25 protein-coding genes, 1 tRNA gene, 1 other RNA gene and 1 pseudogene are annotated in these 25,068 nt (G+C 65.7%); 12 read left to right on the top strand and 16 right to left on the bottom strand.

Annotated elements, in window-relative coordinates; genetic code table 11:
• Positions 1–41: 41 nt before the first annotated feature.
• A complete protein-coding gene (locus AC1DT7_RS16870) occupies positions 42–1,262 on the bottom strand; it encodes a serine hydrolase domain-containing protein (RefSeq protein ID WP_478037190.1) in 1,221 nt (406 codons plus the stop codon).
• Between the two features lie 202 nt (positions 1,263–1,464).
• Between AC1DT7_RS16870 and AC1DT7_RS16865 the strand changes: the two genes are divergently transcribed.
• The gene (locus AC1DT7_RS16865; RefSeq protein ID WP_478037247.1) at positions 1,465–3,171 is read left to right on the top strand and encodes a class I adenylate-forming enzyme family protein; all 1,707 of its coding nucleotides are present in this window, start codon (positions 1,465–1,467) and stop codon (positions 3,169–3,171) included.
• A gap of 32 nt (positions 3,172–3,203) precedes the next feature.
• Here AC1DT7_RS16865 and AC1DT7_RS16860 read toward each other — a convergent pair whose 3' ends face one another.
• Positions 3,204–3,668, bottom strand: coding sequence for a YcxB family protein (locus AC1DT7_RS16860; RefSeq protein WP_478037189.1), 465 nt, complete (start codon positions 3,666–3,668; stop codon positions 3,204–3,206).
• A gap of 195 nt (positions 3,669–3,863) precedes the next feature.
• Here AC1DT7_RS16860 and AC1DT7_RS16855 point away from each other — a divergent pair, with 195 nt between their 5' ends.
• A complete protein-coding gene (locus tag AC1DT7_RS16855; RefSeq protein ID WP_478037188.1) occupies positions 3,864–4,685 on the top strand; it encodes a class I SAM-dependent methyltransferase in 822 nt (273 codons plus the stop codon).
• 23 nt (positions 4,686–4,708) lie between these two features.
• Here AC1DT7_RS16855 and AC1DT7_RS16850 read toward each other — a convergent pair whose 3' ends face one another.
• Positions 4,709–5,515 (bottom strand): hypothetical protein, encoded by an 807-nt coding sequence (locus AC1DT7_RS16850; RefSeq protein ID WP_478037187.1) that lies wholly within the window; start codon positions 5,513–5,515, stop codon positions 4,709–4,711.
• On the bottom strand, positions 5,512–7,002 hold the full coding sequence (gene glpK, locus AC1DT7_RS16845) for a glycerol kinase GlpK (RefSeq protein WP_478037186.1): 1,491 nt from the start codon (positions 7,000–7,002) through the stop codon (positions 5,512–5,514). Before glpK ends, AC1DT7_RS16850 begins: the two co-directional genes overlap by 4 nt.
• A 183-nt stretch (positions 7,003–7,185) precedes the next feature.
• On the opposite strand from glpK, the gene AC1DT7_RS16840 reads away from it, so the two are divergent.
• Positions 7,186–8,310, top strand: coding sequence for an AI-2E family transporter (locus AC1DT7_RS16840; RefSeq protein WP_478037246.1), 1,125 nt, complete (start codon positions 7,186–7,188; stop codon positions 8,308–8,310).
• 167 nt (positions 8,311–8,477) lie between these two features.
• Positions 8,478–8,554, top strand: a tRNA-Asp gene (locus AC1DT7_RS16835).
• 92 nt (positions 8,555–8,646) lie between these two features.
• Here the strand turns inward: AC1DT7_RS16835 and AC1DT7_RS16830 are convergent.
• The 3 genes from AC1DT7_RS16830 to AC1DT7_RS16820 form a co-directional block, all read right to left on the bottom strand.
• On the bottom strand, positions 8,647–8,979 hold the full coding sequence (locus tag AC1DT7_RS16830) for a hypothetical protein (RefSeq protein ID WP_478037185.1): 333 nt from the start codon (positions 8,977–8,979) through the stop codon (positions 8,647–8,649).
• Between the two features lie 88 nt (positions 8,980–9,067).
• Positions 9,068–9,538: a DUF3617 domain-containing protein gene (locus tag AC1DT7_RS16825; RefSeq protein ID WP_478037184.1), complete on the bottom strand. Its 471-nt coding sequence runs from the start codon at positions 9,536–9,538 to the stop codon at positions 9,068–9,070.
• A 68-nt stretch (positions 9,539–9,606) separates the two neighbouring features.
• Positions 9,607–12,270, bottom strand: a complete 2,664-nt coding sequence (locus tag AC1DT7_RS16820) for a YadA-like family protein (RefSeq protein ID WP_478037183.1) — start codon at positions 12,268–12,270, stop codon at positions 9,607–9,609.
• A gap of 231 nt (positions 12,271–12,501) precedes the next feature.
• Here AC1DT7_RS16820 and AC1DT7_RS16815 point away from each other — a divergent pair, with 231 nt between their 5' ends.
• Positions 12,502–13,005: an ECF-type sigma factor gene (locus tag AC1DT7_RS16815; protein WP_478037182.1), complete on the top strand. Its 504-nt coding sequence runs from the start codon at positions 12,502–12,504 to the stop codon at positions 13,003–13,005.
• 27 nt (positions 13,006–13,032) lie between these two features.
• Here the strand turns inward: AC1DT7_RS16815 and AC1DT7_RS16810 are convergent, their stop codons facing one another.
• From AC1DT7_RS16810 to AC1DT7_RS16785, 6 genes are all read right to left on the bottom strand, one after another.
• Positions 13,033–15,468 carry a protein kinase domain-containing protein gene (locus AC1DT7_RS16810; protein WP_478037181.1) on the bottom strand — a complete coding sequence of 812 codons (2,436 nt, stop codon included), beginning with the start codon at positions 15,466–15,468 and terminating at the stop codon, positions 13,033–13,035.
• Positions 15,469–15,587: 119 nt separating this feature from the next.
• Positions 15,588–15,803, bottom strand: a complete 216-nt coding sequence (locus AC1DT7_RS16805; protein WP_478037180.1) for a DUF2842 domain-containing protein — start codon at positions 15,801–15,803, stop codon at positions 15,588–15,590.
• A complete protein-coding gene (locus AC1DT7_RS16800) occupies positions 15,800–16,348 on the bottom strand; it encodes a 5-formyltetrahydrofolate cyclo-ligase (RefSeq protein WP_478037179.1) in 549 nt (182 codons plus the stop codon). The genes AC1DT7_RS16805 and AC1DT7_RS16800 overlap by 4 nt, the downstream gene beginning before the upstream one ends.
• A 173-nt stretch (positions 16,349–16,521) precedes the next feature.
• Positions 16,522–16,678, bottom strand: a non-coding RNA gene (gene ssrS / locus AC1DT7_RS16795) — 6S RNA.
• An 11-nt stretch (positions 16,679–16,689) separates the two neighbouring features.
• Complete coding sequence (locus tag AC1DT7_RS16790) at positions 16,690–16,992, bottom strand: cell division protein ZapA (protein ID WP_478037178.1); 303 nt, start codon at positions 16,990–16,992, stop codon at positions 16,690–16,692.
• Complete coding sequence (locus AC1DT7_RS16785; protein WP_478037177.1) at positions 16,992–17,192, bottom strand: hypothetical protein; 201 nt, start codon at positions 17,190–17,192, stop codon at positions 16,992–16,994. The genes AC1DT7_RS16790 and AC1DT7_RS16785 overlap by 1 nt, the downstream gene beginning before the upstream one ends.
• A 166-nt stretch (positions 17,193–17,358) precedes the next feature.
• Between AC1DT7_RS16785 and gap the strand changes: the two genes are divergently transcribed.
• Genes gap through AC1DT7_RS16770 form a run of 3 tightly spaced genes read left to right on the top strand, consistent with a single transcriptional unit; the run spans position 17,359 to position 20,028 of the window.
• Entirely contained in the window at positions 17,359–18,369 is a 1,011-nt protein-coding gene (gap, locus tag AC1DT7_RS16780; protein WP_478037176.1) for a type I glyceraldehyde-3-phosphate dehydrogenase, read from the top strand.
• Between the two features lie 4 nt (positions 18,370–18,373).
• Positions 18,374–18,829: an MOSC domain-containing protein gene (locus tag AC1DT7_RS16775; RefSeq protein WP_478037175.1), complete on the top strand. Its 456-nt coding sequence runs from the start codon at positions 18,374–18,376 to the stop codon at positions 18,827–18,829.
• On the top strand, positions 18,826–20,028 hold the full coding sequence (locus tag AC1DT7_RS16770) for a phosphoglycerate kinase (RefSeq protein ID WP_478037174.1): 1,203 nt from the start codon (positions 18,826–18,828) through the stop codon (positions 20,026–20,028). The genes AC1DT7_RS16775 and AC1DT7_RS16770 overlap by 4 nt, the downstream gene beginning before the upstream one ends.
• 228 nt (positions 20,029–20,256) lie before the next feature.
• Here AC1DT7_RS16770 and AC1DT7_RS16765 read toward each other — a convergent pair whose 3' ends face one another.
• Complete coding sequence (locus AC1DT7_RS16765; protein WP_478037173.1) at positions 20,257–20,748, bottom strand: hypothetical protein; 492 nt, start codon at positions 20,746–20,748, stop codon at positions 20,257–20,259.
• 375 nt (positions 20,749–21,123) lie between these two features.
• Positions 21,124–21,645, bottom strand: coding sequence for a TlpA family protein disulfide reductase (locus AC1DT7_RS16760; protein ID WP_478037172.1), 522 nt, complete (start codon positions 21,643–21,645; stop codon positions 21,124–21,126).
• Positions 21,646–21,934: 289 nt separating this feature from the next.
• Between AC1DT7_RS16760 and AC1DT7_RS16755 the strand changes: the two genes are divergently transcribed.
• The 4 genes from AC1DT7_RS16755 to thiE are packed head-to-tail and all read left to right on the top strand — an operon-like array spanning position 21,935 to position 24,582.
• Complete coding sequence (locus AC1DT7_RS16755) at positions 21,935–22,843, top strand: class I fructose-bisphosphate aldolase (RefSeq protein ID WP_478037171.1); 909 nt, start codon at positions 21,935–21,937, stop codon at positions 22,841–22,843.
• A 5-nt stretch (positions 22,844–22,848) separates the two neighbouring features.
• Positions 22,849–23,235 carry a putative quinol monooxygenase gene (locus AC1DT7_RS16750; RefSeq protein WP_478037170.1) on the top strand — a complete coding sequence of 129 codons (387 nt, stop codon included), beginning with the start codon at positions 22,849–22,851 and terminating at the stop codon, positions 23,233–23,235.
• A complete protein-coding gene (locus AC1DT7_RS16745; protein WP_478037169.1) occupies positions 23,232–23,909 on the top strand; it encodes an O-methyltransferase in 678 nt (225 codons plus the stop codon). The genes AC1DT7_RS16750 and AC1DT7_RS16745 overlap by 4 nt, the downstream gene beginning before the upstream one ends.
• The gene (thiE, locus tag AC1DT7_RS16740) at positions 23,902–24,582 is read left to right on the top strand and encodes a thiamine phosphate synthase (protein WP_478037168.1); all 681 of its coding nucleotides are present in this window, start codon (positions 23,902–23,904) and stop codon (positions 24,580–24,582) included. The genes AC1DT7_RS16745 and thiE overlap by 8 nt, the downstream gene beginning before the upstream one ends.
• 266 nt (positions 24,583–24,848) lie before the next feature.
• Here the strand turns inward: thiE and AC1DT7_RS16735 are convergent.
• Positions 24,849–25,068: pseudogene (locus AC1DT7_RS16735) on the bottom strand (IS110 family transposase); the annotation flags it as partial.

Raw genomic sequence — 25,068 nt, 5'->3', positions numbered from 1 at the left:
CTTGGATATCGAATCATCGTCCGGCGCGGGACGGCGGGGGATCAGGTCAAAGCCGAATAGATCATCGTCTTCAGCTCGCGGCGGATGGGGTACACGTTGGACGGGCTCATCTGGGTCATGAACACCATGGTCAGCCGTTCGACGGGGTCAATGAAGAAGGCGGTCGAGAACATCCCGCCCCAATAATATTCGCCGACGGAGCCGGGGATCATCGACCGCGCGACATCGACATTCACCGCAAAGCCGAGCCCGAAGCCAGTGCCCGCATTGGCGGCCTCGCTGAACAGCGACTTGGACATGCGCGACAGGTCCGATCCGCCGGGCAGGTGGTTCTGGGTCATCAACTCGATCGTCTTGCGACCGACGATGCGCGCCCCGTCCAGCTCGCCGCCGTTCAGGCACATGCGGCAGAAACGATGATAGTCGAGCGCCGTCGATACGAGCCCGCCGCCGCCCGAAACCAGCTTCGGCTCGCGGCTCCACGCGCTCTCTGCGCCGCGGTCGTACATGATGCGGCCCTTGCCGGGCACGAAGGTGTAGCAGTCGGTCAGCCGGTCGATCTTGCCGGCCGGCACCGCAAAGAAGGTGTCGTCCATCTTCAGCGGGGCGAAGATGCGGGTACGGAAGAACTCGGCGAGCGGCATGCCCGACACACGCTGCACGACCGCACCGAGCACATCGGTCGATACCGAATAATTCCATGCCTCGCCGGGCGAGAATTCCAGCGGGATCTGGCCAAGCGCCGCGACGAACTGATCGAGGTCGAGATTGCCGTGCCAGTTCTCGATCTTCCCCTCGCGATACGCTGCGTCGATGTTGGAGCGATTTTGGAAGCCGTATGTCAGGCCCGAGGTATGGCGCAGCAGGTCCACCATGCGCATCGGCTCGGCGGTTGCCTTCGTCTGGAACGGCACGCCGCCCCCGCCGCCATTATACACCCCGAGTCCCTTGAACTCGGGAAGGACGTGATGGACCGGCGTGTCCACCGCGACCTTGCCCTCCTCGACCAGCATCATGAAGGCGATCGACGTGACCGGCTTGGTCATTGAGGCGATGCGGAACAGCGACGACTCGTCGATCGTTTTTCCGCCCTCACGCGCAGCACCCAGATGGGCGAAATGCACGATCTCGCCGTTACGGCCGACGAGCAATTGGGCGTTGGGCAGCTTGCCGGAATCGACATAGCGATCCTGCAGAAACGCATCGATCCGGGCGAGCCGAGACGCGTCGAAACCGTGCGACTCGGGCTTGGCGATCTTCATGTGTTGCCCATACCCCTCATTCGAAACCTTATCTTTCCTATTGCCTTGAGCGGCGCACGAATCAACACTAACCTTGGAAAAAATGGCAGATAAGCCAAACCCGACATTCAAGTCCCGCTTGCGCTCGCCGGCGGATGAGACATGGAGAGAATGCGTCTTGGATACCGAACCGCTCATCGCGCTCGATCCGGCCTGGCCGAAAATGACCCTGCCTGAAGTGGAGGCGGCGCTCACCGGCCCCGGCGGGCGGTTCGAGATGGAGACGGTCACCATCAACGGCGTGCCGACGCGAACCTGGAAGAATGCGCCGCCCTCGCTCGCCTGGCTCGCCCAGGCGTCGCGGGCGCATGGCGAGCGGGTCTTCACCATCTATGAGGACGAGCGCGTCACCTATGACGCGAATTTCCGCGCGGTCGCGACGCTGGCAAACAAGCTGCAGGAAATGGGCATCGGCAAGGGTGACCGGGTCGGGCTCGCGATGCGCAACCTGCCGGAATGGCCGGTGATCTTCTTCGCCGTAGTGAGCATCGGCGCGATCGTCGTGCCGCTCAACGCCTGGTGGACGGCCGGTGAGCTGGAATATGGCATCGACGATTCGGGCGCCCGGCTGCTGTTCGTCGATGATGAACGCTATCAGCGACTGAAAGCGCACGCCGCCCCGCTGCCGGCGATGGAGCGGATGATCGTCTCGCGGGCCTCCGCCGCGCTCGACGACAGTGCGTTGCGGCTCGAGGAGCTGATCGGCACGCCGCACGATTATGCGACACTGCCCGAGGTGGGCTTCCCCGCAGTAGAGATTGCGCCCGACGACGAGGCGACGATTTTTTACACCAGCGGCACCACCGGCAATCCCAAGGGTGCTCTCGGTACGCACCGCAACATGACGACCAACATCATGTCGGGCGGCTATAATGGTGCGCGGTCGCTGCTCCGCCGTGGCGAGGAAATCCCGGCGCCGACGCCCCGGGTGACACTCACCGTCATCCCGCTCTTCCATGTCACCGCATGCAGTGCGGGTATGATGGGCTCGATCGCTGCGGGCAGTTCGCTCATCTTCATGCGCAAATGGGACACGGTCCGTGCGATGGAGATCATCGAGCGCGAGAAGGTCAACATCACCGGCGGCGTGCCGACCGTCGCCTGGCAAATCCTCGAACATCCGGACCGCCCGAAATACGATCTCTCGTCGCTGGAGGCGATCGCCTATGGCGGCGCGCCCTCCGCGCCCGAGCTGGTGAAACGCATCCACACCGAATTCGGCGCGCTGCCCGGAAACGGCTGGGGCATGACCGAGACAATGGCGACCGTCACCGGCCATTCGAGCGAGGATTATCTCAATCGCCCGACCAGCGCCGGCCCGCCAGTGCCCGTCGCCGACCTGAAGATCATGGACGAGGAGGGCGTCAACGAGTTGCCCATCGGCGAAGTCGGGGAGCTCTGGGCGCGCGGGCCGATGATCGTGAAAGGGTACTGGAATAAGCCGGAGGCGACGGCCGCGACTTTCATCGACGGGTGGGTGCGCACTGGCGATCTTGCGCGCGTCGACGAGGAGGGGTTCGTCTATATCGTCGACCGGGCCAAGGACATGATCATCCGGGGCGGCGAGAACATCTATTCGAGCGAGGTGGAGAATGTCCTTTATGCGCATCCGGCCGTGACGGACTGCGCCCTGATCGGCATCCCGCACCGCACGCTGGGCGAGGAGCCGGCGGCAGTGGTGCACCTAGCGCCCGGCATGGAGGCGACCGAGGCTGAACTACAGGCCTGGGTCCGCGAGCGGCTGGCGATCTTCAAGACGCCGGTTGCGATCCGCTTCGTGCATGAAACGCTGCCCAGGAACGCTAACGGCAAGATCCTGAAAAAGGATCTGAAGGTGTTGTTCGAGGATAGGGTGGGGCAGGCGGCCTGAACGAGGGAGGGGCAGCTGATTGAGCTTCCCCTTCACTTCGCTGCCGCGACTCGCTCCATCATCGTTGCAACGAATCCCGCCCGTGTCTCAGGCGTTTCGAATGCGCGGGGCGGGATAATGAACGCATTTCCGCTGCTGCCCTGCACCACGACATATCCTCGGTCCTCCGTGACGGAGCGGATATTCTTCCACGAAATCCTGCCGCTCTTCCGCCCGACGACGGTCGTGATGCCCGACGTGCCGATGGTGACGGTCCGGGTCTGCGGTTTGAAGCGGAGCTGCGGATAGAGAATCAACAGGGCGACCGGAGCGGCGCCGATCGCCAGCGGAACGGCGAGCGTCGCGAGGGACAGTGGCGCAGGATAAGAGAGGAACAGATAGGCGAGGCCGGCGACGGTCGCGAAGATCCGCAGGTGGGATTTCCACAGCCGCTGGCGCCAGGCTTTCCAGTACCAGGTCCAGATCTCGCCGCGGCGGGAGGCATAGTCGATGGTCACGGCGCAATCCTCAGGGGGTGCGGCGGCTTCAAGCATCTTGCGCGTCGTGTTTCAATCCGATCGGCAATGTACGTCAGCAACATCCGGGCAACACTCTAGCGTTTGCCCGGGCGTCGCCCGGCACGGTATAGCGGGCACCGACACGTCAGATTGTCGGTCCGCGAGGCAATGATCTCGCGCCTAGGGAGAGTCATCATGCGCACGCCGTTCATCGCCCTTTCGCTTGCCTGTTTGTCGATGGCCGGCGCCGCCGTCTCGATGCCGCTGCTCCAGTCGGAGCCGATGCTGGCGGCAGCCGTCGAATCCTCCACGCGCACGCCCGCCAACGTCGCACGCGACCCGTATCGCCATCCAGCCGAGACGCTTGCCTTTTTCGGCGTGAAACCCACCGATTCGGTGGTGGAGATCTGGCCCGGCGGCGGCTGGTTCACCGAGATCCTCGCCCCTTATGTGGCGGCCAAGGGAAAGCTGACCATCGTCGCGCCGCCGGGCCGTCCCAGCGAAGGCATCGCCGCCAAGCTCGACAAGGATGCAGCCGCTTATGGCAAGGTCGCCCGCGCCAACTTCCCGAGCGCGCTCGGCGGCACYGGCGTCGCGCCGGGCAGCGTCGACAAGGTGCTGACCTTCCGCAACGTCCATAACTGGCGGATGGGCTATCTGCGACCCGACAAGGCCGATTACAGCGCCGACGCCTTCAAGGAGATCTATGCGATGCTCAAGCCGGGCGGCGTGCTTGGCATCGAGGATCACCGCCTGCCGGAAAGCGCCGACAGCGAGCGCGAGCGCAGCAGCGGCTATATGAAGGTCTCGACCATCCGGAAGCTCGCCGAGGATGCCGGCTTCCAGTTCGCCGGGGCGAGCGAGGTCAATGCCAACCCGAAGGACACGCATGACTGGCCCGACGGCGTCTGGACCCTCCCGCCGAGCTTCCGCCTAGGCGACAAGGACCGCGAGAAATATGCCGCGATTGGGGAGAGCGACCGCATGACGCTGAAGTTCGTCAAACCGGCGAAATGAGGCTGCCACTAGGTCGTCGCGGGTCATGCCGGAAAGCGCAGCGACGGTCCGAAGGTCAGCGCGAACCCAGCAAGCAGTAGGCCGCCGGCCACGATGATCGGCCAGTTGCGCGATAGGGTGAAGGGCCGCACCGTCGCTCCGTGCGGCGCGGCATAGCCGACCGAGATCATGCCGGCATTGCCGCCAAAGGAGGATGCCGCGGCCGACATGATCGTGATGAAGATGCCGACCGGATTGAGGAGCCCGACAAGTACGGCCGCAACTCCGATCGTCGCATAATAGCCGTGTGCGATCGTCTTGCGGGCTGCTGCGGTCGCCTGAGAATCCCCAAGCATTTCGGTCAAAGTGCGAATCGCTCCCCGGACGAGCAGGACGTAGGCCGCGATTCCGAACACCAGTTCGCCCGTGCGCCATAGCCAGGGCATCGCCAGCGGCCCGAGCCCGCCATCGACGGTCGGCCCCAGATCGCCGACGCCACTGACGCCGGAAAAGCAGAAATAGCCCGCTGCCACGAACCCCTTGGTGACCCAGACCAGCCACAGGATCAGGCGCGCGCGATCGCCCGTCGCCGTTTTCCACAGGGCATAGGCGACACAGGCCAGGATCGTGTCGACCAGCACGCCTGCGCAGGCGACCATCAGCATCGGAACGCCGGTCAGCCCGGTGCAGTCCACATAAAAGGCGCCGATCGTCGCGACATGACCGCCCTGTGCCGCGCAGAAGGCGGCATGCCCACCGATCTCATGCCACATGGTGAGCAACGGCATCAGCAGCATGCCCAGCCCGATGATGGTGAGGAGATCGATACGCTGTTGTCCGCTGGTCATCATGCCACTTTCGATGTTGCCTCTCGCGCCGCCAGCACCACGCCGTCGACCGCGTTTTTCCATCCGGCCAGCCGCGCGTCGCGCATTGCTTTCGCCATCGCCGGCTCGAACATCTCGACCTCGCCGCGCATCACCGCCGCCTCTTCGAGATTCCTGAACAGCCCGCATCCGACACCAGCCAGCATGGCCGCGCCGAGCGCCGTGGTCTCGGCGAATTTGGGACGCTCCACGCTCACGCCGAGTATGTCGGCCATGTCCTGCGCCATCCAGTCGTTGGCGACCATGCCGCCGTCGATGCGCAGGGTCTTCCAGTCGACGCCGTCGGCCGCGAAGGCGGTCTTCAGGTCGTTCGCCTGGTGCGCCATGGATTCGAGCGCGGCGCGGACGATATGCGCCCGCTCGCTGGAAAAGCTGAGGCCGGAGATCGTCCCGTGCGCATCTGGCTCCCACCAGGGCGCGCCCAGCCCCGACAGGGCTGGCACGAAATAGACCCCGCCGTTCGACTCGACGCTGCGTGCGAGCTTCTCCGTCTCCGCTGCGTCGCCGATGAGGTGGAGCGTATCGCGCAGCCATTTGATCAGGCTGCCGGCTACGAACACCGATCCCTCCAGCGCATAGGAGCGTCGGCCGCCCAATTGCCACGCGATGGTCGACAGCAGCCGCTTGCGCGATGTCGGCGGGATCGGCCCGGCCTGGGTCAGCACAAAGGCGCCGGTACCGAAGGTCGCCTTGGTCTCGCCGGGCTTCAGGCAGGACTGGCCGATCGTTGCCGCCTGCTGATCGCCGGCGACGCCGCAGATCGGGATCGCCGCCCCGAACAGGGTGGTCTCACCGAACTGCCCGGCACAATCGACGATCTTCGGCAGGGCGGCGCGGGGGGCGCCGAACAGGTCGATCAGTCCGTCGTCCCATTGGCCGCTGCCGATCGCCATCAGCGCAGTGCGGCTGGCATTGGTCGCGTCGGTGATGTGCAGCCCGCCGGTCAGCTTCCAGATCAGCCAACTCTCGATCGTGCCTACGGCGAGCCGGTCACCGGCCTCCTTCAACTGCGGCCAGTTGGCCATCGCCCAGCCGATCTTCGAGCCGGAAAAATAGGGATCGAGCAGCAGCCCGGTCTTGGCCTGAACCGCGGGCTCATTGCCCGCCTCACGCAGGTCACGACAGATCGACGCGGTTCGCCGATCCTGCCAGACGATCGCCGGCGCGAGCGGCTCGCCGGTCTCGCGGTCCCAGAATACCACGGTCTCGCGCTGGTTGGTGATGCCGATCGCCGCGATCCGCTCCGCTCCTCCGCCGCGCTCGATGACGGTACGCGACACAGACAATGTCTTGTCCCAGATCTCGGCCGCATCATGCTCGACGCGCCCGCTCTCGGGGTAGGACTGCACCAGTTCGGCGGCTTCGCTCGTATGGCATTTGCCGTCGGGGGCGAAGAGCATTGCCCGGGTGGAGGTAGTGCCTTCGTCGATGACCAGGATCAGATCGCGCATGAGGTGAGGCTAGTCGGGATTACAAGCGAAGGGAATGCGGCTAGGCTGCGGCCGCGAGCGTAATTGTAAAGGGGTGGGCGAGTGGCGGAGGGTTCCGGAAAGGGCACGGGAAAGGCCCCCGGCGAAGGCGCGTTCGGCTTGCCGTTCGACGGCGAGGAGGCGATCGACGAGACGCGTGTCGGCATGCGCCGCGACCGGCTGCTGGCGGCGTTGACCCTGATCGCCGGTATCGGTCTCGCGCTCGGTATGCCCTTCGCGCTGAAGGCCGGGGCGGAATTCTTCCTGCCGACCACCGCCGCCCTGGTCATCGCGATCGCGCTGGTGCCGGTGCTCGAATGGCTCGAGCGGCACCGTGTGCCCTCGGCGCTCGCCGCGCTCACCTGTGTGCTGCTGTTCCTGGTCGCGGCGAACATCGCGCTGGCGGCGATCATCGTTCCGGCGACCGAATTCTTCCGCAAGCTGCCTGACCGGATCGACCGGATCCAGATGAACATCGCGCCGGTGCTCGATCTTTATTCGAGCCTCGAGAAATATGTGAACCGCACGGTGCGCCATCTTGCCGCATCGGGGCCGGTGCACCCGGCGCAAACCACCGCGGTCAGTCCGCCCAGCTCCATCCTCGAACTCGCCGCCACCTCGGCGCCGACGGCGATCGTCCAGGTCTTTTTCGGCATCCTCGTCGTATACTTCTTTTTGTCGGGGTGGACCCGGCTGCGGCGGCGCACGATCACCAGCCGGTCGAGCTTCGGCGGCGCGATGGCGACCGCGCGGGTGATCCAGAACGTGGTCGACGACACATCGGCCTATCTCGGCACCATCACCGTGATCAACCTGTCGCTCGGCCTCGTAATCGCCTTTGCGCTGTGGCTGATGGGCATGCCCTATCCGCTGATGTGGGGCGGCATCGTCGCCCTGTGCAACTACATCCCTTATTTCGGGCCGATCGTGGCGGCGATGCTGCTCGCGCTTGGCGGGCTGATGACCTTCCAGGATATTTGGCTCGCGTTGCTGCCTGCCGCGATGATGATCGGCGCGCACCTGCTGGAGGCTAACGCCATCACACCCTTCATCGTCGGCCACCGCCTGACGATCAACCCGATCATGATCCTCATCTCGCTGAGCTTTTGGGGATGGGTGTGGGGCACGCCGGGCGCGCTGCTCGCCGTGCCGCTGCTGATCATCATCCAGACGGTGATCGGTGCCGCTGGCAAGCCCGACATCGCCGGTTTCCTGTTCGAGCATGGCACGTTGACCCATCAGCGGCGCAGCGCTGGACGGGCGGGGCAGGCTGACGACGAAGGGGGCTGAGGGCGGCTCCTCTACGATTCGTTTTGGTCGGTGCATGGCCTTTCGGCCTTTGCGGGCGCGGCTGGACCAGTCTTTCGGAGGCATTTCCGGGAAAGTTGAACGGGTTTGAAAACGAGCGTTGACAGGTCCGGGCACCTCGCCTAGTTGGCCCGCCTCACGCTTCACAAGCGGGTGTAGCTCAGTTGGTTAGAGCGCCGGCCTGTCACGCCGGAGGTCGCGGGTTCGAGCCCCGTCACTCGCGCCATTCTTCTTCATCGGAAGAATTGGCGCTGTCGCGATTGCGACACGCCGCTGCCAGTCAGGGCCGACGAAATCTCTACGTCGGACCAATCCAGGCTATTTGATCCCGAAGTCTACCTTGTCCTGCAATTTGCCGTCCTTGAAGGTCGCTTGCAGGCTGCCGCCGTCCATATTGGTCCAGGCATAGATCTGCGTGCCGCCCTCCGACGCCCCCAGATAGCCGTCCCGGCCCAGCAGGACCTTCACCTCGGCATAGGTCATCCCGGTCTGGAGCCTGTTCACCTCCACCATCGTGACCTTGGGCAACGTCGGTACCGGGGCGGGCAACGCCTCGGTCGAAGGAGCCGCCGACGCGGCGTTTCCCTCAGGAGCGGAGGGCGCTCCACAGCCAGCCAGCGCGCACGCCGTCGCGATGATCATGTTGCGCATCTTTTCTTCCCTCCCTTGCGGACGCCCTCGACGCACCGGTTTTTGCGCGCGCCCCGATTGGGTTTTGTTGCCCGGACCGCCGCCGCCGCTACTTGCAGTCACCAATCCGGCGGCCGACGCTGGTGCTCGTCATGGTGGTAGCCATCTCGCCGCTGGTGGTGGATCGCCCGGTTGCAGTGAATCCGGTCGGCGTGAAGCTGCCGGTGCTGACCGCCGTCATCGTCCCGCCGCCCTGTCGGCAGCTCATCGCCGAATCGAGCCGCCCGCCGACCATGGAATAGCGCGTGAACACGCAGGACTTGTCGGACTTCAACATGTCCTGGGGGCCGCGCGCGGCGGCCTCGGGCGTGATGCAGTGCCTGACGCGCGTCGTTTTGCCGATCATCATCTTCGCAATGCCGGCGGGCACGCCCTTCATTTCCATCGTGTTGATGGTGATCGCGATTTCCCACTGGCCGGGCTGCACGCCCGCGCCCTGCGCCAGTGCGGCGCCCGCGCCGATGGCGATGGCGATGGCGAGGACCGCAACGCCCGCTTCGATCGATTTTCTGCCGTTCATGGTCGTTTCTCCGTTCGGGGCCGGAGGCCGTGGATTGCCTCCGGGGCCCGGTCTGTTTTATTTGGTGTTCACCAGCCGAAGGTCATGCCGACGCGGCCGCCGCTCGATCCCCTGACGGTCGATCCGGCGAAGCCGCCGCTCATCCAGATCCGATCGGTGACCTTGGCCACTGCGGCACCCGAGAAGCCCTGCTGCCCCCGATAGGTCGCCAGATTGAACGAGATCGCGAACTTCGAATCGGGTGGCAGCAACGTTCCGCCAAGCGCCATCGCGGCGGCGATGCCGGCTTCCGCCTGTCGGGCCTGGCGGGCCAGCATCGCGGTTCGCCCTTCGAGCGCCGACGCACGGCCCTCCAGCAAGGTCGTGCGCCCCTCGAGTGCCGTGGTCCGCCCCTCCAGCGCCGTTGTCCGGCCGTTGAGGCCGGAAAGCACGCCTATATCGAGCGCCGACGTCGCAAGATTGCCCAGCCCATCGGTAGTGACCAGGCTCAGCGCGCCGGCCTGCGCGTTCCTGCTCGCGGACGAGACGATCCCGGCAACGGTGACGGTCGTGCTGGAATTGCCCAATGCAACCTGGCCCGCACGCGTCGTCGCCACGCCGTCTCCGATCGCGACGCTGCCGGCTTGCCCGGCGTTGCTGTTGTTACCCAGGGCGACGGCGGCCTGGCCCGTCGCGCTGGTATTGTTGCCGATCGCCACGGCGCCCTGGCCGGTCGCGGTATTGTCATGGCCGAGTGCGACCGCGCCCTGGCCCGTCGCGACATTGGGATCGCCGATCGCCACCGCGCCGTTGCCAGCGGCGATGTTGCCGGCGCCGATCGACACGGCCTGGCCGTTGATCGCCCGTGCGCCATCGCCGATCGCCACCGAAGATGGCCCGCTGGCCACGCTCGACGGGCCGACCGCGATCGAATTGGCGCCGGTTGCCTGCGGCCCGGGTCCGGTCGCGTTGGAACGGAAATAGGCGCCGTTCGTGAGCGCCGTATTCGCCGTCGACTGCGCTGCGGCGGCATTGACGATAGCGGTGTTGGCCGTCCCCTGCGCCGCCGCAGCGTCCGCCAGCGCGGTGTTGGCCGTACCTTGCGCCGTTGCGGCATCGGCCAGCGCGGTATTTGCGGTCGCCTGCGCGGCTGCACCGCTCGCACCCGCATTGTTCGCGGCGGCAAGCGCCTGATTGGCGGTGGTCTGCGCCGTTGCAGCATTGGCCAGCGCCGTGTTGGCGACGCCCGAAACGGCGTTCAACTGGCCGAGATTGACCGCGTCGGTTTCTTCGGTGCCGGCGGCGACGTTGATGATCTGACGCTGGAACGCGACCGCGCCGTTATTGGTGCCGGCATTGCCCACCGACACCGTGTTGTCGCGGGAGGTGCCGTTGGTGAGATAGGTGGTCGAGCCCTGCCCGAGAGCCACGCTGTTGAACGAGGCATCGGTCAATGCGCCCAGCGCCACCGCGCCGTCGCCATTGGCCTTGGCGCCCAGGCCGACGGCAACCGCGTTGTTGCCGGATGTCCGGGTATCGTGTCCGAAACCGCCGACCTCGACCGCGCCACCGATCGCGACGCTGCCGGAGCCGTTCGCCGTGACGGCGGTGCCGATCGCGATGGACCGCTGGTCGAGCGCCTGCGCCGCGGTTCCGACGGCGGTGCTGTAAATCCCCGCGGCACTGCTGCCCGAGCCGACCGCGACCGCGTCACCGCCCGCTGCGCTTGCACCGCCGCCGCTGCTGTTGATGCGGACATAGGGGTTGTTGGCGAGCGCGGCGACGGCGTCCAGCTGCGCCTTGTTGACCGCGTCAGTTGCCTCGGTCCCGGCACCGACATTGATGATCTGGCGTTGGAAGATGCTCTGGCCGAACAGGTCGGTGCCGCTGCCGACCGACACCACTCTGTACCGTGTCGACGCCGAGCCGCCGCCGATGTTGACCAGGTCGGTCGAGTTCGTGCCCAGCGAGACGCTGTCGTCGCGTGCCGAGGTGTTCATGCCGATCGCCGTACCGCCGACCACGCCGTTCGCGCCCGGGCCGATCGCGACGCCGCCGATGGAGGAGGTCGAATTCGAGCCGATCGCCACCGAGACCGTCGCACCGCCGGTAAGCGCGGCAACGGCGTTATGGCCGATCGCGACGCTGTCCGCGACCTCGGCCTTGGCGCCCTGCCCGAGCGCGACGGTGTAGTCGGCGGTCGCCTGTGAGCTTTCACCGATCGCCACGCTGCTCGCGCCGCCCGCGATGACATCCGATCCGATCGCGATGCTGTTGCCGGCATTGGCCTTCGCGCCCGTGCCGAACGCCATCGCCTGATATCCGTCGGCAATGGAAAACGAGCCAAGCGCGATTGCCCGGAGCTGCAACGCCTTTGCGGTCTGGCCGATCGCGATTCCCGCGGCTTGCGATGCTTCGGCAAAATTGCCGAGAGCGAGCGAATATTGGCCGTTGGCGGAGCTTGCCCTGCCTAGCGCGGTGGCGTCGCCGGCGGCGGTGGCCTGATACCCTACGGCCACGCCGCGGACGTCGGCGCTCGCCGACTCGCCGACGGCGACTGCGACATTGCCGGACACGGTCGCCGCAGGACCGCAGACGACGGAGCCATCGACACCGGCGGCAACGATTCCCGAAGGGTTGCCGTTGGTGTCCACGCAGACGACGTTCTGGGCGGCGGCCGGCGAGGTGAGGGTCAGGCTTGCGATCAGCGCCAGCGGCGCGGCGGTGGTGAGAAGCTTGGTGGAAGTGCGCATCGGATGTTCCCTTTTTTTGCGGCATGCGGCCGCTTCCGGTTGAGAAACGTCGACCCCGGGGATGGCGCATGATTGAGTCCCGCACCGTGCCCCACGCCACCAGCGCGCCAGGGCACGAGGTCGCGCTTGCCTCGCACCGGCGGCACCCATAGGAATGCCGTTCGATCCGAGAGACGCGACGCAAGACGAGAAAAAATCATCGAACCGGACACGCCCTCCGAAATAAGTTCAGTGGGTCCGGCCGATGCGCTGGTCGCCTCGCTCTACGACGAGTTGCGGGCGATCGCGGGGCGCGAGCATTTTCGGGCCGGCGCACCCCAGACGCTGCAGCCCACCGCCCTGATCAACGAAGCCTATGTGAAGCTGCGCAAGCGCGAGGGTTGGGAGAGCCGGACGCATTTCCTGGGCTGCGCCGCGACCGCGATCCGCCACATCCTGATCGACGCGGCCCGGGCGCGGATGACGTCGAAGCGCGAGGGGCAGATCTACGCCTTTACCGAGCGGCTCGATTCACTGGCCAATGCCGTACCGGAGGATGGTGAGGTCGTGCGGCTGGGCGAGGCGCTGAAGACGCTCTCCACGGTCGATCCCAATCTGGCGCTGCTGGTCGATTGCCGCTTCTTCGCGGGACTGGACGAGCAGGAGACTGCCACTGTGCTCGGCGTCAGCGACCGTACCGTGCGGCGCTGGTGGGTGCAGGCGCGCGCCTGGATCCACCACGAGATGGCGGCATAGACGGGTTCAGCGATGTAGAGGCGGCAGTCAGCTCGCCCGGGCGATCCGCTGCCGCAGCGTCTGGAAGGATTTGACATAGGATTCGCCGGCCGGGCCCAGACTGCGGAAAATCGCCTCCCCCCGATCCGCTTCCGCACTGGCCTCCTTTAACCGATCCAGTTTCAGGAAGGTAATGGCGCGCGCGCGTGCCAATATGCCATGCGGCAGGCCGACTTTGGGCATGGCCGCGACGAGTGGGCTCACCTCGCGCATCAGATGTTCCGCGCTCGCCGCATCGCCGGTCTCGGCCATGGCCTCGACCAGCCCGATCTCGATCATCAGGGTCATCACTGCATGCGGCCCCAGATTGTCGATCGCCATCGGTCGCGCCTGCTCCAGAGCCCGGCGCGCTTCGGCAAATTTGCCAAGCGCCAGTTCCGTGCGGCCCAGCTGGAGGAGATCGACTGCTAGCCCGGCGGATTCGCCGAAAACCGTGTAGCGCCGGGCCGCGACCTGGCGAAAAATCGCTTCGGCCTGCGCCGCCTGACCGATCTTGAGTAACCGGGCAGCTTTCAGCGACGTGATCGCCAGGCCCGTCGTGCTGCCTTCCTGGCCAGTGCGTTTCAGCGCGGCATCAGCCCGGACGAACACCGCCGGCATGGCGTCCAGCTGGTTCGCCTCGACCATGTAGACCAGCAGGTTGTTGTAGAGCGTCAGCAGGTCGCGGTGGTTCTCGGCGTAGACGCGTTCGGCGAGCGGCATGTTGGTGGAGAGCAGGCGGATTGCCGTGTCGTAATCGCCGTTGCGCCGGGCCAGCTGGGCGCGGGCGCTCGCGATCTCGAGCCGTTCGCTGCGGAATCGCTCGGGTTCGGCTTCGAACACCGCCTCGGCAGCGTCGAGCAACGGCGTTATCTCGGCAGTTCGGCCGAGCGAGGCCGCGGACGAGGCAAGGCGCATCTTGATCTGGGCGGTCGCGACGGCATCGCCCTTGCCGATGCCCTTCGCCAGCGCGCGCTGCAGCAGCGAATCGGCGCCTGCATCGTCTTCCAGGTTCACGTACAGGTCGGACAATGTGGTGATCAGCGTCGCCGACTTGGCGCTGGTGTCAAGTGAATCGACCAGGCGCGTCGCCGTCTGGTCGAGCATCTGCTTGACGGTCGCGCCGCTGCCCTTGTCCGTGTCGGCCGTATCGCGAAACATCACCGTCAACATGCGCACGATCGCCTCGGAGCGTCGCGCTTCTCCCAGCGCCACATCGCGCTCGATTGCCGTCTTGCGCGCTTGCCAGGCGATGCCGGCCGACCCGATCAGGATCGCGGCGAGCGTCGCCGCGCTGGCTGCCACCGCCCAGCGATAGCGCCGGACGAAGCGGCCCAGCATGTACCGCGTCGAGCCGCCCCGCGCATGCACGGGCTTCAGTTCCTGATGGCGCCGCACGTCGTTGGCGAGGTCGGTGACGCTGCGATAGCGGTCGGCGGGGTCGCGTCGCATCGCCTTCAGGATGATGGCATCGAGATCGCCAGCGATCCGGGCGGCCGGCACCGGTGCGCCCGGACGCGCGGCGGCCTTGCTCGGCAACTGCGGGTCGTCGTGGAGCACCCGGCGAATGATCGCGGGAATGGAGCTTCCCTCGCGCCGCCATGGGCCCGCCCCGACCACGAGCTCGTACAGGATGACGCCGAGCGCATAGATATCGGTCGCGACGGTCGCCGTATCGCCGTCGAGCTGTTCGGGCGCCGCATAATCGGGTGTGAGCATAGCCTGGGTGGTCGCCGGCATGATGCTGGTTTCGTCGAGCAGCTTTGCGATGCCGAAATCCAGAAGGCGGACATTGCCGTTATGGTCGATAAGGATGTTCGACGGGGTGAGATCGCGGTGCACCACCAGATTGGCATGGGCATAGCTGACTGCCTCGCACACCTCGCGGAACAGGGTCAGCCTCCGGGTCAGGTCAGCGTTATTGTCGTTGGACCAGGCACAGATCGGCGCGCCGTCGACATAGTCCATCGCCATATAGGCGCGGCCGTCCGGAGCGATGCCCCCGTCGATCAGCCGGGCAATGCCGCGATGCTCCAGCCGGGCGAGCAGCCGGCGTTCCTGGGCGAACATGTCGCCGCGCCCGGCGGTCTCGGCCCGCAGCATCTTGAGCGCGACGCGTTGATCGAAATCGGCGGCTGCGCGGTGGGCGAGATAGACTTCGCCCATTCCACCGCGGCCGATCAGCCGATCGATCACGAATCCGCCGATCGGATCGCCCGGGTTCAACGAGCTGTATCCCGTGCCGGCATTTGATTCACCGAGCGCCGGCGGCTTCATGTCCAGGATGCCCGGATCGGCCGAGGCGGTCAGTAACGCCTCTACCTGCCACGCGAGCTGTACCGGAACCGCGCTGAGGCGCCTGGCTCGTTCAGCGGGAGGAAGGTCGATCAGATCGTCGAACAGTTGCTGGACCGCGGCCCATGCCGGTTTCACATCGCCTGTCATCCGCGGTCCCCCCGCATCGCCTGTGCCGGGATCGGAGAGCCGTCCCGTCGCGATGACAAAGAAAGGGTAACGACGCGCCGGCTCCAAGTCGATTCACGAGCCGTCGCCCCGCAACGGCTTCACCAGATACCCGTTTCCATCCAGCGTAGCAGGCGGCGCATCGGCAACAGCCATAGCCACACGATTCCGGTCACGAGATAGAAGGCGAGCTGCAGCAGCACATGCCACTGGCCGACCACGCCGGAGAGACTCGCGACTAGCACGACCCAGATGGCGATGAGCGCAAGGATGGCAAGCATGCCGACGGGCTTGCGCCAGCTTGGTTGGGTATTCATCGCTGTGTGATCCAGTCTCTTTCGGTGACGATGGCGTGGAGCGGTACATCCCACGGGTCGTGCGGCAGGCTTTCGACCTGTTGCACCGACCAGGCAACCCCGACCCGCCACGCGTCCGGGAATCGCACGAAGGCGCGGTCGTAATAGCCGGCGCCCTGGCCGAGTCGGTTCAGCGCCGAATCGAACGCGAGCAGCGGCGTAAGGATGATGTCGGGCGCCATCGCCGCCGCCTCGTGATGCGGCTGCGACAGGCCGAACGGCCCGGCGATCAGCGCCGCCTCGCTGTCCCAGGCAAGGAAGCGCATCGGCTGGGAGCGAATGGTGACATGCGGCAGCACGATCGCGCAGCCTCGATCCACTGCCGCGCGGGCGAGAGGAGACGGATCGATCTCGCTGCCCATTGGGACATAGGAGGCGACCGTCAGGCCATGCTCGAGCCGGTCGAGGAAAGCAGGGGAGGGGGCGATCGCGGGCGGACCACCAGCGAAGAACCGGTCGCGGTCGGCACGGATGCGGGCGCGCAGAGCGGATTTTTCGGGGTTCATGGAAAGAAAGACACCGTCACTACCACTTCGCTTCCCCGGCAAAGGCCGGGGTCCAGTTGGGAAGGCCAATATGGCCTCGCGCAACGCCACTCATCGGCGTCCCCCGACTGGACCCCGGCCTGCGCCGGGGAAGGGGATAGGGGACTGGGGCTTGCATGTCTCGAATAGCATGTGGCGGGACCGCCATGGCCGTTTGCCTGAGTATCCTCTGACGCCGTTAGCATCAGGTGGGGATCGTGTACGACAGGCCAGGGCCAGCGCAGGGACAACCCCCTAGGAAGAATAATCGCCTCAGGGATAATCGGTAAGGCTCGTACCGGGCAGTGCCCGCCATCACCTACTTAGGCTTTCGGGGGCATTTTCTCAAGGGTTGCCGCCAGTTTTTCCAGCCGCTCGGCAACCTGCTCCAGCACTGCCGCGCCGGCGCCCTCGGGTGGGCGACGATATGCCTCGTCGAGCTCGTCGGCCAACATGAGCGCGAGGAACAACATGGTACGCTCGCCATTGAGCCCGCCGGACGCGCGCGCCGCGGTCGACCAGTGGCGGTCGAGCATATCGCCAAGCTTGCGCAACTGCGATTCCTCGCCGTCGCGGCAGGCGACGGTGTGGCGGCGGCCCCCGATGGTGAGGGTGACGTCCGCCATCAGCTCGGCCCATCCCCGGCTTCGCCGCGCGCGATGACGTCGTCCAGCGTCGATACCGCTTCCTCGATCCGGGCGCGAAGAAGGGCGTGGCGGCGCACTGCCGCTTCGGCCACACGATCCCTGTCAGCCACAGCTGCTTCGATTCTCGCAATCGCGCGATCGATCCGGTCGAGCGCGGGCGGAGGCGTCTCGTCTGCCATCACATCCGGATAGCACGGCTTTACCGGCGGGCAAGACGAATTGGTCCCGCCGTGGTTGACGGGCGCGTCCGCCCACCGCAAAGACCGCGCGGCTTATCAGACTCGCCGGTCGCCCTTTTGCGCATGTCAGCGCCGCGCCCGGTTTTCCGCGACGGAGGTATTTGCGATGACGGTGAAGGTTGCGATCAACGGTTTCGGGCGTATCGGTCGCCTCGTTGCACGGGCGGTACTCGAGCGTGGCGATACGGGACTTGAGCTCGTCGCGATCAACGACCTCGCCGATGCGAAGTCCAACGCCTGGCTGTTCTCACGCGACTCGGTGCATGGCAAATATCCGGGCAAGGTCTCGGCCGAGGGCAACGACCTGGTCGTCGACGGCAAGCGCATCCGCGTCACAGCCGAGCGCGACCCCGCCAACCTGCCCCATGCAGAGCTGGGCGTGGACATCGTGCTCGAATGCACCGGTTTCTTCACCGACCGCGAGAGCGCGCAGAAGCACATCGCCGCCGGCGCGAAGAAGGTGCTGATCTCGGCCCCGGCCAAGGGTGTCGACCTGACCGTGGTGTTCGGCGTCAACAACGACAAGCTCGAGGCGGGCCATAACATCGTGTCCAACGCGTCGTGCACGACCAACTGCCTGGCGCCGGTCGCCAAGGTGCTGAACGACGCGATCGGCATCGAGCGCGGCCTGATGACCACGATCCACGCCTATACCAACGACCAGAAGATCCTCGACCAGATACACCCGGACCTGCGCCGCGCCCGTGCCGCCGCCATGTCGATGATCCCGACCACCACCGGTGCCGCCCGCGCGGTCGGCGAAGTGCTTCCCGAACTGAAGGGCAAGCTGGACGGCTCGGCCATCCGCGTGCCGGTGCCCGACGTCTCGCTGGTCGACCTGACCTTCACCCCGAAGCGCGACACCACCAAGGAAGAGGTCAACGCGATCCTCAAAGCCGCGTCGGAAAGCGGCCCGCTCAAGGGCATCCTCGATTACACGGACGAGCCGCTCGTCTCGATCGATCTGATGCACACCTCTGCCAGCTCGACCATCGACAGCCTGGAAACCGCCGTGCTCGACGGCAAGCTCGTCCGTGTCGTCAGCTGGTATGACAATGAATGGGGCTTCTCGAACCGCATGGTCGACACCGCCGGCGCGATGGCCGCGTTCCTCTAAGGCGATGGGCGTTCTCGCCGGCATTGCCCGCCATGGCCGCCCGCGCGGACCGATCGAGGTACTCGATTCGGTCAGCGTCTCGGTCGAGGCAGGGCTTGCCGGCGATTTCCGCGGCGCGGTGAAGCCGGGCCGCAAGGCGAAGCGGCAGGTCTCGCTGATCGAGCGGACCGACTGGGACGCGGCGATGGCCGAGCTAGGCGTCGATCACCATTGGTCGGTACGCCGCGCGAACCTGCTGGTCGACGGGCTCGATCTGCCGCAGCGGCCCGGGGCGATGGTGCGGATCGGTGACGAGGTCTTGCTCGAGATCATGGTCGAATGCGATCCATGCAGTCGCATGGAAGAAGTGGAGCCGGGGCTTAAGGCCGCGCTGACGCCGGACTGGCGCGGTGGAGCACTGGCACGGGTGATCAGCGGCGGCCAGATTCGCGTCGGCGACAGTATCAGGGTGGAAGAATGACAGAGAAATCCTTCAAGACGCTCGACGATATGGGCGATGTCTCCGGCAAGCGCGTACTGGTCCGCGAGGATCTGAACGTGCCGATGGCTGACGGTGCCGTCACCGACGACACCCGCTTCCGCGCGACCCTGCCGACCGTCACCGAACTGGCGGATCGTGGCGCGATCGTCCTGATCCTCGCTCATTACGGCCGTCCCAAGGGCAAGCGCGACCCGGAGATGTCGCTGGCGCTGGTGACCAAGCCCTATAGCGAGGTGCTAGGTCGCCCGGTGCGCTTCATCGAGGATTGTGTCGGCGCGGGACCCGCCGACGCAATCGCCACGCTCGAGCCCGGCGACATTGCGGTGCTGGAGAATACCCGATTTCACGCAGGCGAAGAGAAGAATGATCCCGAACTGGCGGCCGAAATGGCCAGGCTCGGCGACTTCTACGTCAACGACGCCTTCTCCGCCGCGCATCGTGCCCATGCCTCGACCGAGGGCCTGGCGCATATCCTTCCGGCCTTTGCCGGCCGGGCGATGGAAGCGGAGTTGACCGCGCTCGACAAGGCGCTGGGCAATCCCGAGCATCCCGTCGCTGCGGTGGTCGGCGGCGCCAAGGTCTCGACCAAGCTCGACGTGCTCAAGCATCTCGTCGCCAAGGTCGATCACCTGATCATCGGTGGCGGCATGGCCAACACTTTCCTCGCCGCACGCGGCGTCGATGTCGGCAAGTCGCTGTGCGAGCATGATCTGACCGGCACCGCGGAGGAGATCTTCGAGGCGGCCGAGCGGGCGAACTGCACCATCCATCTGCCCTATGACGTGGTGGTGGCGAAGGAATTCCGCGCCAATCCACCCGTCCGTACCGTCAACGTGCACGAGGTCGCGGCCGACGAGATGATCCTCGATGTCGGCCCCGCCGCGGTCGAGGCGCTGGCCGACGTGCTCAAGAATTGCCGCACCTTGGTGTGGAACGGCCCGCTTGGTGCCTTCGAGACGCCGCCCTTCGATACGGCGACCGTGGCGCTTGCCCGCACTGCGGCGGCGCTTACCCGCGATGGTTCGCTCGTCTCGGTCGCCGGTGGCGGCGACACCGTGGCGGCGCTCAACCAGGCGGGGGTAGGGGACGATTTCACCTTCGTCTCGACGGCCGGCGGGGCGTTCCTGGAGTGGATGGAAGGCAAGGAATTGCCCGGCGTCGCGGCGCTGACGGCCTAGCCGGGGCCTTGCTGTTGTCAGCCCTGAGGCCGACGGCAGCTGTCTCGCAGCGTCTGGCCTTCTTCGTCCAGATGTCATCATGGGGGACGTGAGGGCAGGTGGCACCGCCCTGGCCGAGATCAGATCGGGGCCGGCCTGAATGCTCGTGAGGCGCTCGTCGATATCGACGGAGAAATCTCCGCTATGAATTCTCGGCATGCAGTCTCCTGACTCGATCGATACCCGGCTTCAGCCGCATTCGCCGTGCGGCTCCCCTGCACAGGCCGAAAAACCTTCGATCACGCCGGGCAGGAGAAGTTGTCCCGGTGGCAGTATCTCCCAGCGACCGTCGCGGTAACGGCCCCATTCCTCCGCCTTCAATTCTCCGGACAGCGCCGGGCGCAGAAACGGGAATGCGGCGGCGATTCGCGGATCGCGCGTCCAGGCGGGGGAGTCGATCAGTCGGAACGCGTATCGGAGGCGGGGTGTCCCGCCGGCGCTGCCATCGTTCCAGACCCGGGTCATCTGCCGACGCGCATAACAGAGTTCCAGAAACGATCTCTCGCCGCTCAACGCGCGGCGCTCGCAGAACCATTTTTTGGCGCCGGGTGTGGGTTCGAGGAGGATCTGGCCGTCATCCGCCGGTTTTTCCTGCAACAGGCCATTGTCGACAAGCGCCCTGACGCTGGAACGCCCGGCGGCCTTGGCGTCCAACTTGATCGGCATGATGCTGGTCAGCACGAAGGCGCATTGCCGGCGCCCGTCGAGCTGTTTTTGCAGTGCGCGCGCTGCCCCGCCGCTGGTGATCTCCTGAACCGCGCGCGTATCCGGATCGGGAGAGCAGGCAGTCGTCGCGGCCAGCATCGAGAGTGCGCCAGCGATCAGGGGCGACCGATTTCGGCGTTCGGTGATGCCGATAAGTCGCCATTTTTCCGGAAGAGGCATTGATCTCCCTTTCGGACACGACCCGCTACGGGGATGTCGTCGCCCAAGCGCTTCCAACGACGCCTATCTGCCGGAACGTGGCGCGGGAGCGCCAGCGATCAGGTGGCGAAATCAGCCATTTGGCCCCGTTCGCGCGACGGATCGGAGCTCACTCGGCCGCCAATGGCCGCGTCAGTTGGCAGCGACAGCCTGCGCCGGCGCCGGCTCCTTGAGCAGCGGCACGATCGTCTGGTTGAGCCCATCGAGATTGAACGCCGCCGCCTTGGCGTAGCGGATACGGCCAGACCGATCGATGATGTAGTTGGTCGGCACACCCCCCAACACGGTGTAGGGACCTTTGATCTTCCGCGCCGACGGGATGTGCATCGCCGCAAACAGCTTCTTCATCTTGAACAGCGGCAGGGAATCCTCCGTCGCGATCGCGAAGACCTTCAGGCCGGCCTTCTGCTGGATCTCATAATATCCGTCGAGCAGGGGCAGTTCCTCCCGGCATGGCACGCACCATGTCGCCCAGAAGTTGAGGACCACGACCTGCCCGCGAAGCTGGCCGAGCGTCACCTTCGATCCGTCGATCATGGTCAGCTCGAAATCGGGCGCAGGCTCGCCGACCTTCGGGGCCCTGGCGGCGGTCAGGAAAATGGTCGCAGCGACCAGGCCGAGCAGCTTCACCCCGTTCGTGAATGATGGCCGCATCAAATCCCCCTCCCTTTGGTCGCGAGCCTGATACCCGGGCCGGTGCACGTCAAAATCGGCGAATGGTCTCAAGCATCGCAGGCGCTTTCGCGCCAGTGTCGTTGTCCCCATTTCGGACCAATAGCGGGAAGAACCCGTTCCCGGCGAATAAGATACGAAGCACCGTCGCCAAGGCCTGTCCCTGTTCGCGCCCAGTAAAAACCCTCTGCCGCATCGCAGCGCGCCCGTTGCCCCTGACGCTTTCGCGAGCTAACAACCGCGCAACATCTGCAGCAGCAAAGGGATCACGATGACGCCGACCGTGAAGGCCATTCTCGACAAGTACGAGTCCGAAAACGCCGGCGTGAAGGCGAACCTCGCGCGCATCCTGATGCAGGGCAAGCTCGGCGGCACCGGCAAGCTGATCATCCTGCCAGTCGACCAGGGTTTCGAGCATGGCCCGGCCCGCAGCTTCGCGGTCAACCCGGCCGCCTATGACCCCCATTATCATTACCAGATCGCGATCGACGCCGGGCTGTCGGCCTATGCGGCGCCGCTTGGCATGATCGAGGCGGGCGCCGAGACCTTTGCCGGCCAGATCCCCACCATCCTGAAGGTCAACAGCTCGAACAGCTGGGCGCAGGGCGCGAACCAGGCGGTCACCGCCAGCGTCGAGGACGCGGTGCGGCTCGGTTGCTCGGCGATCGGCTTCACCATCTATCCAGGTTCCGACGACCTGTTCGACATGATCGGCCAGATCCGCGAGCTGTCGGCCGAAGCCAAGTCGGTCGGCATCGCCACCGTCATCTGGTCCTATCCGCGCGGTGGCGCGCTGCCCAAGTCGGGCGAGCTCGCGCTCGATGTCGGCGCCTATGCAGCGCACATGGCGGCGCTGCTCGGGGCGCACATCATCAAGGTGAAGCTGCCCAGCGATCATATCGAGCAGAAGGAAGCCAAGCCGATGTATGAGGGCACCGACTGGTCGAAGCAGTCGGACCGCGTAAAGCATGTGGTGCAGGCGAGCTTCGCCGGCCGCCGCATCGTGGTGTTCTCGGGTGGCGCGGCCAAGGGCGCCGATGCGGTCTATCAGGATGCGCGCGACATCCGCGACGGTGGCGGCAACGGCTCGATCATCGGCCGCAACACCTTCCAGCGCCCGCGCGACGAGGCGCTGGCGATGCTCGACAAGCTGGTCCGCATCTACAAGAACGAGGAATAAGCGAGATGCCTGCCATCGGTCGTCGCAAGGTCATTGGCAGTGCCGTGGCCATCGCGATGATCGGCTGGCCGGCGTCCGCCATGGCGGCGGACACTGCCACCTATGGCCTGATCGGGAAGATCACGGCGAAGCCCGGCCAGCGCGACGCACTGGCCGGGGCGCTTGCCGGCGGATCGGAGTCGATGCCGGGGTGCCTGGCCTATATCGTGGCCGAGGACCTCATTGACGCCGATGCCCTGTGGGTCACCGAGATCTGGGAGAACAAGGCGGCGCATGAGGCCTCGCTTGCTTTGCCGGCTGTTCGTGCTGCGATTGCCAAAGGACGGCCGCTGATCGCCGGTTTCGATACCATCGCCCAGACTCGTCCGATCAGCGGCCCGGCGAGGAAATGAGCGAGGCCGCCTGGACGGCGGTCGACGATTATATCGTCGGCCATCTGATCGGCACCGATCCGGTGCTCGATGCGGCGCTGGCGGCGAACCACGCAGGCGGGCTGCCCGCGATCGACGTCTCTGCGGCGCAGGGCAAGATGCTTCATCTGCTCGCACGCATGGCGGGTGCCCGGCGCATCCTGGAAGTCGGAACGCTCGGCGGCTATTCGACGATCTGGCTGGCGCGGGCGCTGCCCGAGGGCGGCACGCTGGTCACGCTCGAGCTCGAACCGCATCATGCCGAGGTCGCGCGGGGTAATGTCGTTGCCGCGGGACTCGCGGACAGGGTCGATATCCGGGTCGGCCCGGCGGTCGAGACGCTCGACGCGATGATGTCGGCGGGGGAGGGCCCGTTCGACCTGATCTTCATCGACGCCGACAAGCCGAGCAACGTTTCCTATCTCCGCGCCGCGATCGCGCTCGGGCGGCCTGGAGCTACGATCATCATCGACAATGTCGTGCGCGAGGGCGGGGTGCTCGATGCGGACAGCGACGACGACCGGATTCAGGGCACGCGCGCGCTGTTCGAGGCGGTTGCCGCGGAGCCCCGCCTCAGCGCGACGGCCGTCCAGACGGTAGGCGCGAAGAAGTGGGACGGGTTCCTGCTGGCTATGCTAGGCGCGCCGAATGACTGAAGAAGATCCCCTCGGCCCACTAGATCCCAACTTCGCGGCCCAGTTCACCCGCGATGTCCGCCGGCCCCCCTGCCAGCTTTATCTCATATCGCCGCTCGACGTCGGCGGCACCTTTCCCGACCGGCTGGCGCGCGCGCTCGACGCCGGTCCGGTCGCCGCCTTTCAGTTCCGCGTGAAGGACGTGGACCAGCACGAGGCGGCCCGGCTCGGCGAACCGCTCCGCGCCATCTGTGCCGAACGGGAGGTGGCGTTTATCGTCAACGACAGTATCTCGCTGGCGAAGCGCCTTGGCGCCGATGGCGTGCATCTCGGCCAGGGCGACGGCGATCCGCGCGAGGCGCGCTCGGTGCTCGGTCCGACCGCCCAGATCGGCGTGACATGCCATGACAGCCGGCATCTCGCGATGGAAGCCGGCGAGGCCGGGGCCGATTATGTCGCGTTCGGCAGCTTCTATCCGACCACCACCAAAATGGTCAGCCATCATCCCGACCCCTCTATCCTGAGCTGGTGGTCGACCGTGTTCGAAATCCCCTGCGTCGCGATAGGCGGCATCACGCCCGTCAACGCGGCGCCGCTGGTGGCCGCCGGTGCCGACTTCATCGCTGTGTCGAACGCGGTGTGGGGCGGGGACGAGGCTGAAGCGATCAAGGCGTTCGGCGCGTTGCTTGGCTGAGGCGACGGATTCGATGTGCCGGAAATTCCCTGTTTCAGGCACCATAACAGGGAATTATCAGGGAATTTAGAATTCTTTCGGGTTTTTTGCGCGAAAAGTGCACGAATTAGCGCGTTATTATAGCGCGTTATTATAGCGCGTTATTATAGCGCGTTATTATAGCGCGTTAAGGTAAAATTCCCGTTGTCTGGAACAGGGAATTTACCTGCCCGAGCAGGGAAATTGTATTTTTCAGCACTGAGCGACTATCTGGCGTGTCAACGATTTCAAAGAGCGATGGCGAGTTGTGCGCGTGTTTCGCGTGCCTTTGAATTGAGTCTGACGAGGAGTTTTCTTGCAAGGGCGATGCGGACGACCATTTTTGGTTTTCCCTGTTGGGTGAGTCGTTGATGGAAGTCGTTCAGGGTCGGGTCGAACTTGCGGGCGATATTGGCGACGAGGAAGAGGATGGTGCGGACGGAAGCCCTTCCGCCTCGGACGGGTCGG

The sequence above is a fragment of the Sphingomonas sp. P3_C6 genome (genome assembly GCF_056402595.1).
The sequence above is the reverse complement of the archived record's forward strand: the minus strand, read 5'-3'. Positions and strand labels throughout refer to the sequence as shown.

Excerpts from the sequence above, each read along its gene's own strand:
- AC1DT7_RS16870 (WP_478037190.1), bottom strand. The coding sequence starts at position 1,262 with ATGAAGATCGCCAAGCCCGAGTCGCACGGTTTCGACGCGTCTCGGCTC.
- AC1DT7_RS16810 (WP_478037181.1), bottom strand. The coding sequence starts at position 15,468 with ATGACAGGCGATGTGAAACCGGCATGGGCCGCGGTCCAGCAACTGTTC.
- AC1DT7_RS16775 (WP_478037175.1), top strand. The coding sequence starts at position 18,374 with ATGGGCGTTCTCGCCGGCATTGCCCGCCATGGCCGCCCGCGCGGACCG.
- AC1DT7_RS16850 (WP_478037187.1), bottom strand. The coding sequence starts at position 5,515 with ATGATGACCAGCGGACAACAGCGTATCGATCTCCTCACCATCATCGGG.
- thiE (WP_478037168.1), top strand. The coding sequence starts at position 23,902 with ATGACTGAAGAAGATCCCCTCGGCCCACTAGATCCCAACTTCGCGGCC.
- AC1DT7_RS16750 (WP_478037170.1), top strand. The coding sequence starts at position 22,849 with ATGCCTGCCATCGGTCGTCGCAAGGTCATTGGCAGTGCCGTGGCCATC.
- AC1DT7_RS16800 (WP_478037179.1), bottom strand. The coding sequence starts at position 16,348 with ATGAACCCCGAAAAATCCGCTCTGCGCGCCCGCATCCGTGCCGACCGC.
- glpK (WP_478037186.1), bottom strand. The coding sequence starts at position 7,002 with ATGCGCGATCTGATCCTGGTCATCGACGAAGGCACTACCTCCACCCGG.
- AC1DT7_RS16820 (WP_478037183.1), bottom strand. The coding sequence starts at position 12,270 with ATGCGCACTTCCACCAAGCTTCTCACCACCGCCGCGCCGCTGGCGCTG.
- AC1DT7_RS16770 (WP_478037174.1), top strand. The coding sequence starts at position 18,826 with ATGACAGAGAAATCCTTCAAGACGCTCGACGATATGGGCGATGTCTCC.
- AC1DT7_RS16785 (WP_478037177.1), bottom strand. The coding sequence starts at position 17,192 with ATGGCAGACGAGACGCCTCCGCCCGCGCTCGACCGGATCGATCGCGCG.
- AC1DT7_RS16825 (WP_478037184.1), bottom strand. The coding sequence starts at position 9,538 with ATGAACGGCAGAAAATCGATCGAAGCGGGCGTTGCGGTCCTCGCCATC.
- AC1DT7_RS16790 (WP_478037178.1), bottom strand. The coding sequence starts at position 16,992 with ATGGCGGACGTCACCCTCACCATCGGGGGCCGCCGCCACACCGTCGCC.
- gap (WP_478037176.1), top strand. The coding sequence starts at position 17,359 with ATGACGGTGAAGGTTGCGATCAACGGTTTCGGGCGTATCGGTCGCCTC.
- AC1DT7_RS16840 (WP_478037246.1), top strand. The coding sequence starts at position 7,186 with ATGCGCCGCGACCGGCTGCTGGCGGCGTTGACCCTGATCGCCGGTATC.
- AC1DT7_RS16805 (WP_478037180.1), bottom strand. The coding sequence starts at position 15,803 with ATGAATACCCAACCAAGCTGGCGCAAGCCCGTCGGCATGCTTGCCATC.
- AC1DT7_RS16830 (WP_478037185.1), bottom strand. The coding sequence starts at position 8,979 with ATGCGCAACATGATCATCGCGACGGCGTGCGCGCTGGCTGGCTGTGGA.
- AC1DT7_RS16760 (WP_478037172.1), bottom strand. The coding sequence starts at position 21,645 with ATGCGGCCATCATTCACGAACGGGGTGAAGCTGCTCGGCCTGGTCGCT.
- AC1DT7_RS16755 (WP_478037171.1), top strand. The coding sequence starts at position 21,935 with ATGACGCCGACCGTGAAGGCCATTCTCGACAAGTACGAGTCCGAAAAC.
- AC1DT7_RS16745 (WP_478037169.1), top strand. The coding sequence starts at position 23,232 with ATGAGCGAGGCCGCCTGGACGGCGGTCGACGATTATATCGTCGGCCAT.
- AC1DT7_RS16865 (WP_478037247.1), top strand. The coding sequence starts at position 1,465 with ATGACCCTGCCTGAAGTGGAGGCGGCGCTCACCGGCCCCGGCGGGCGG.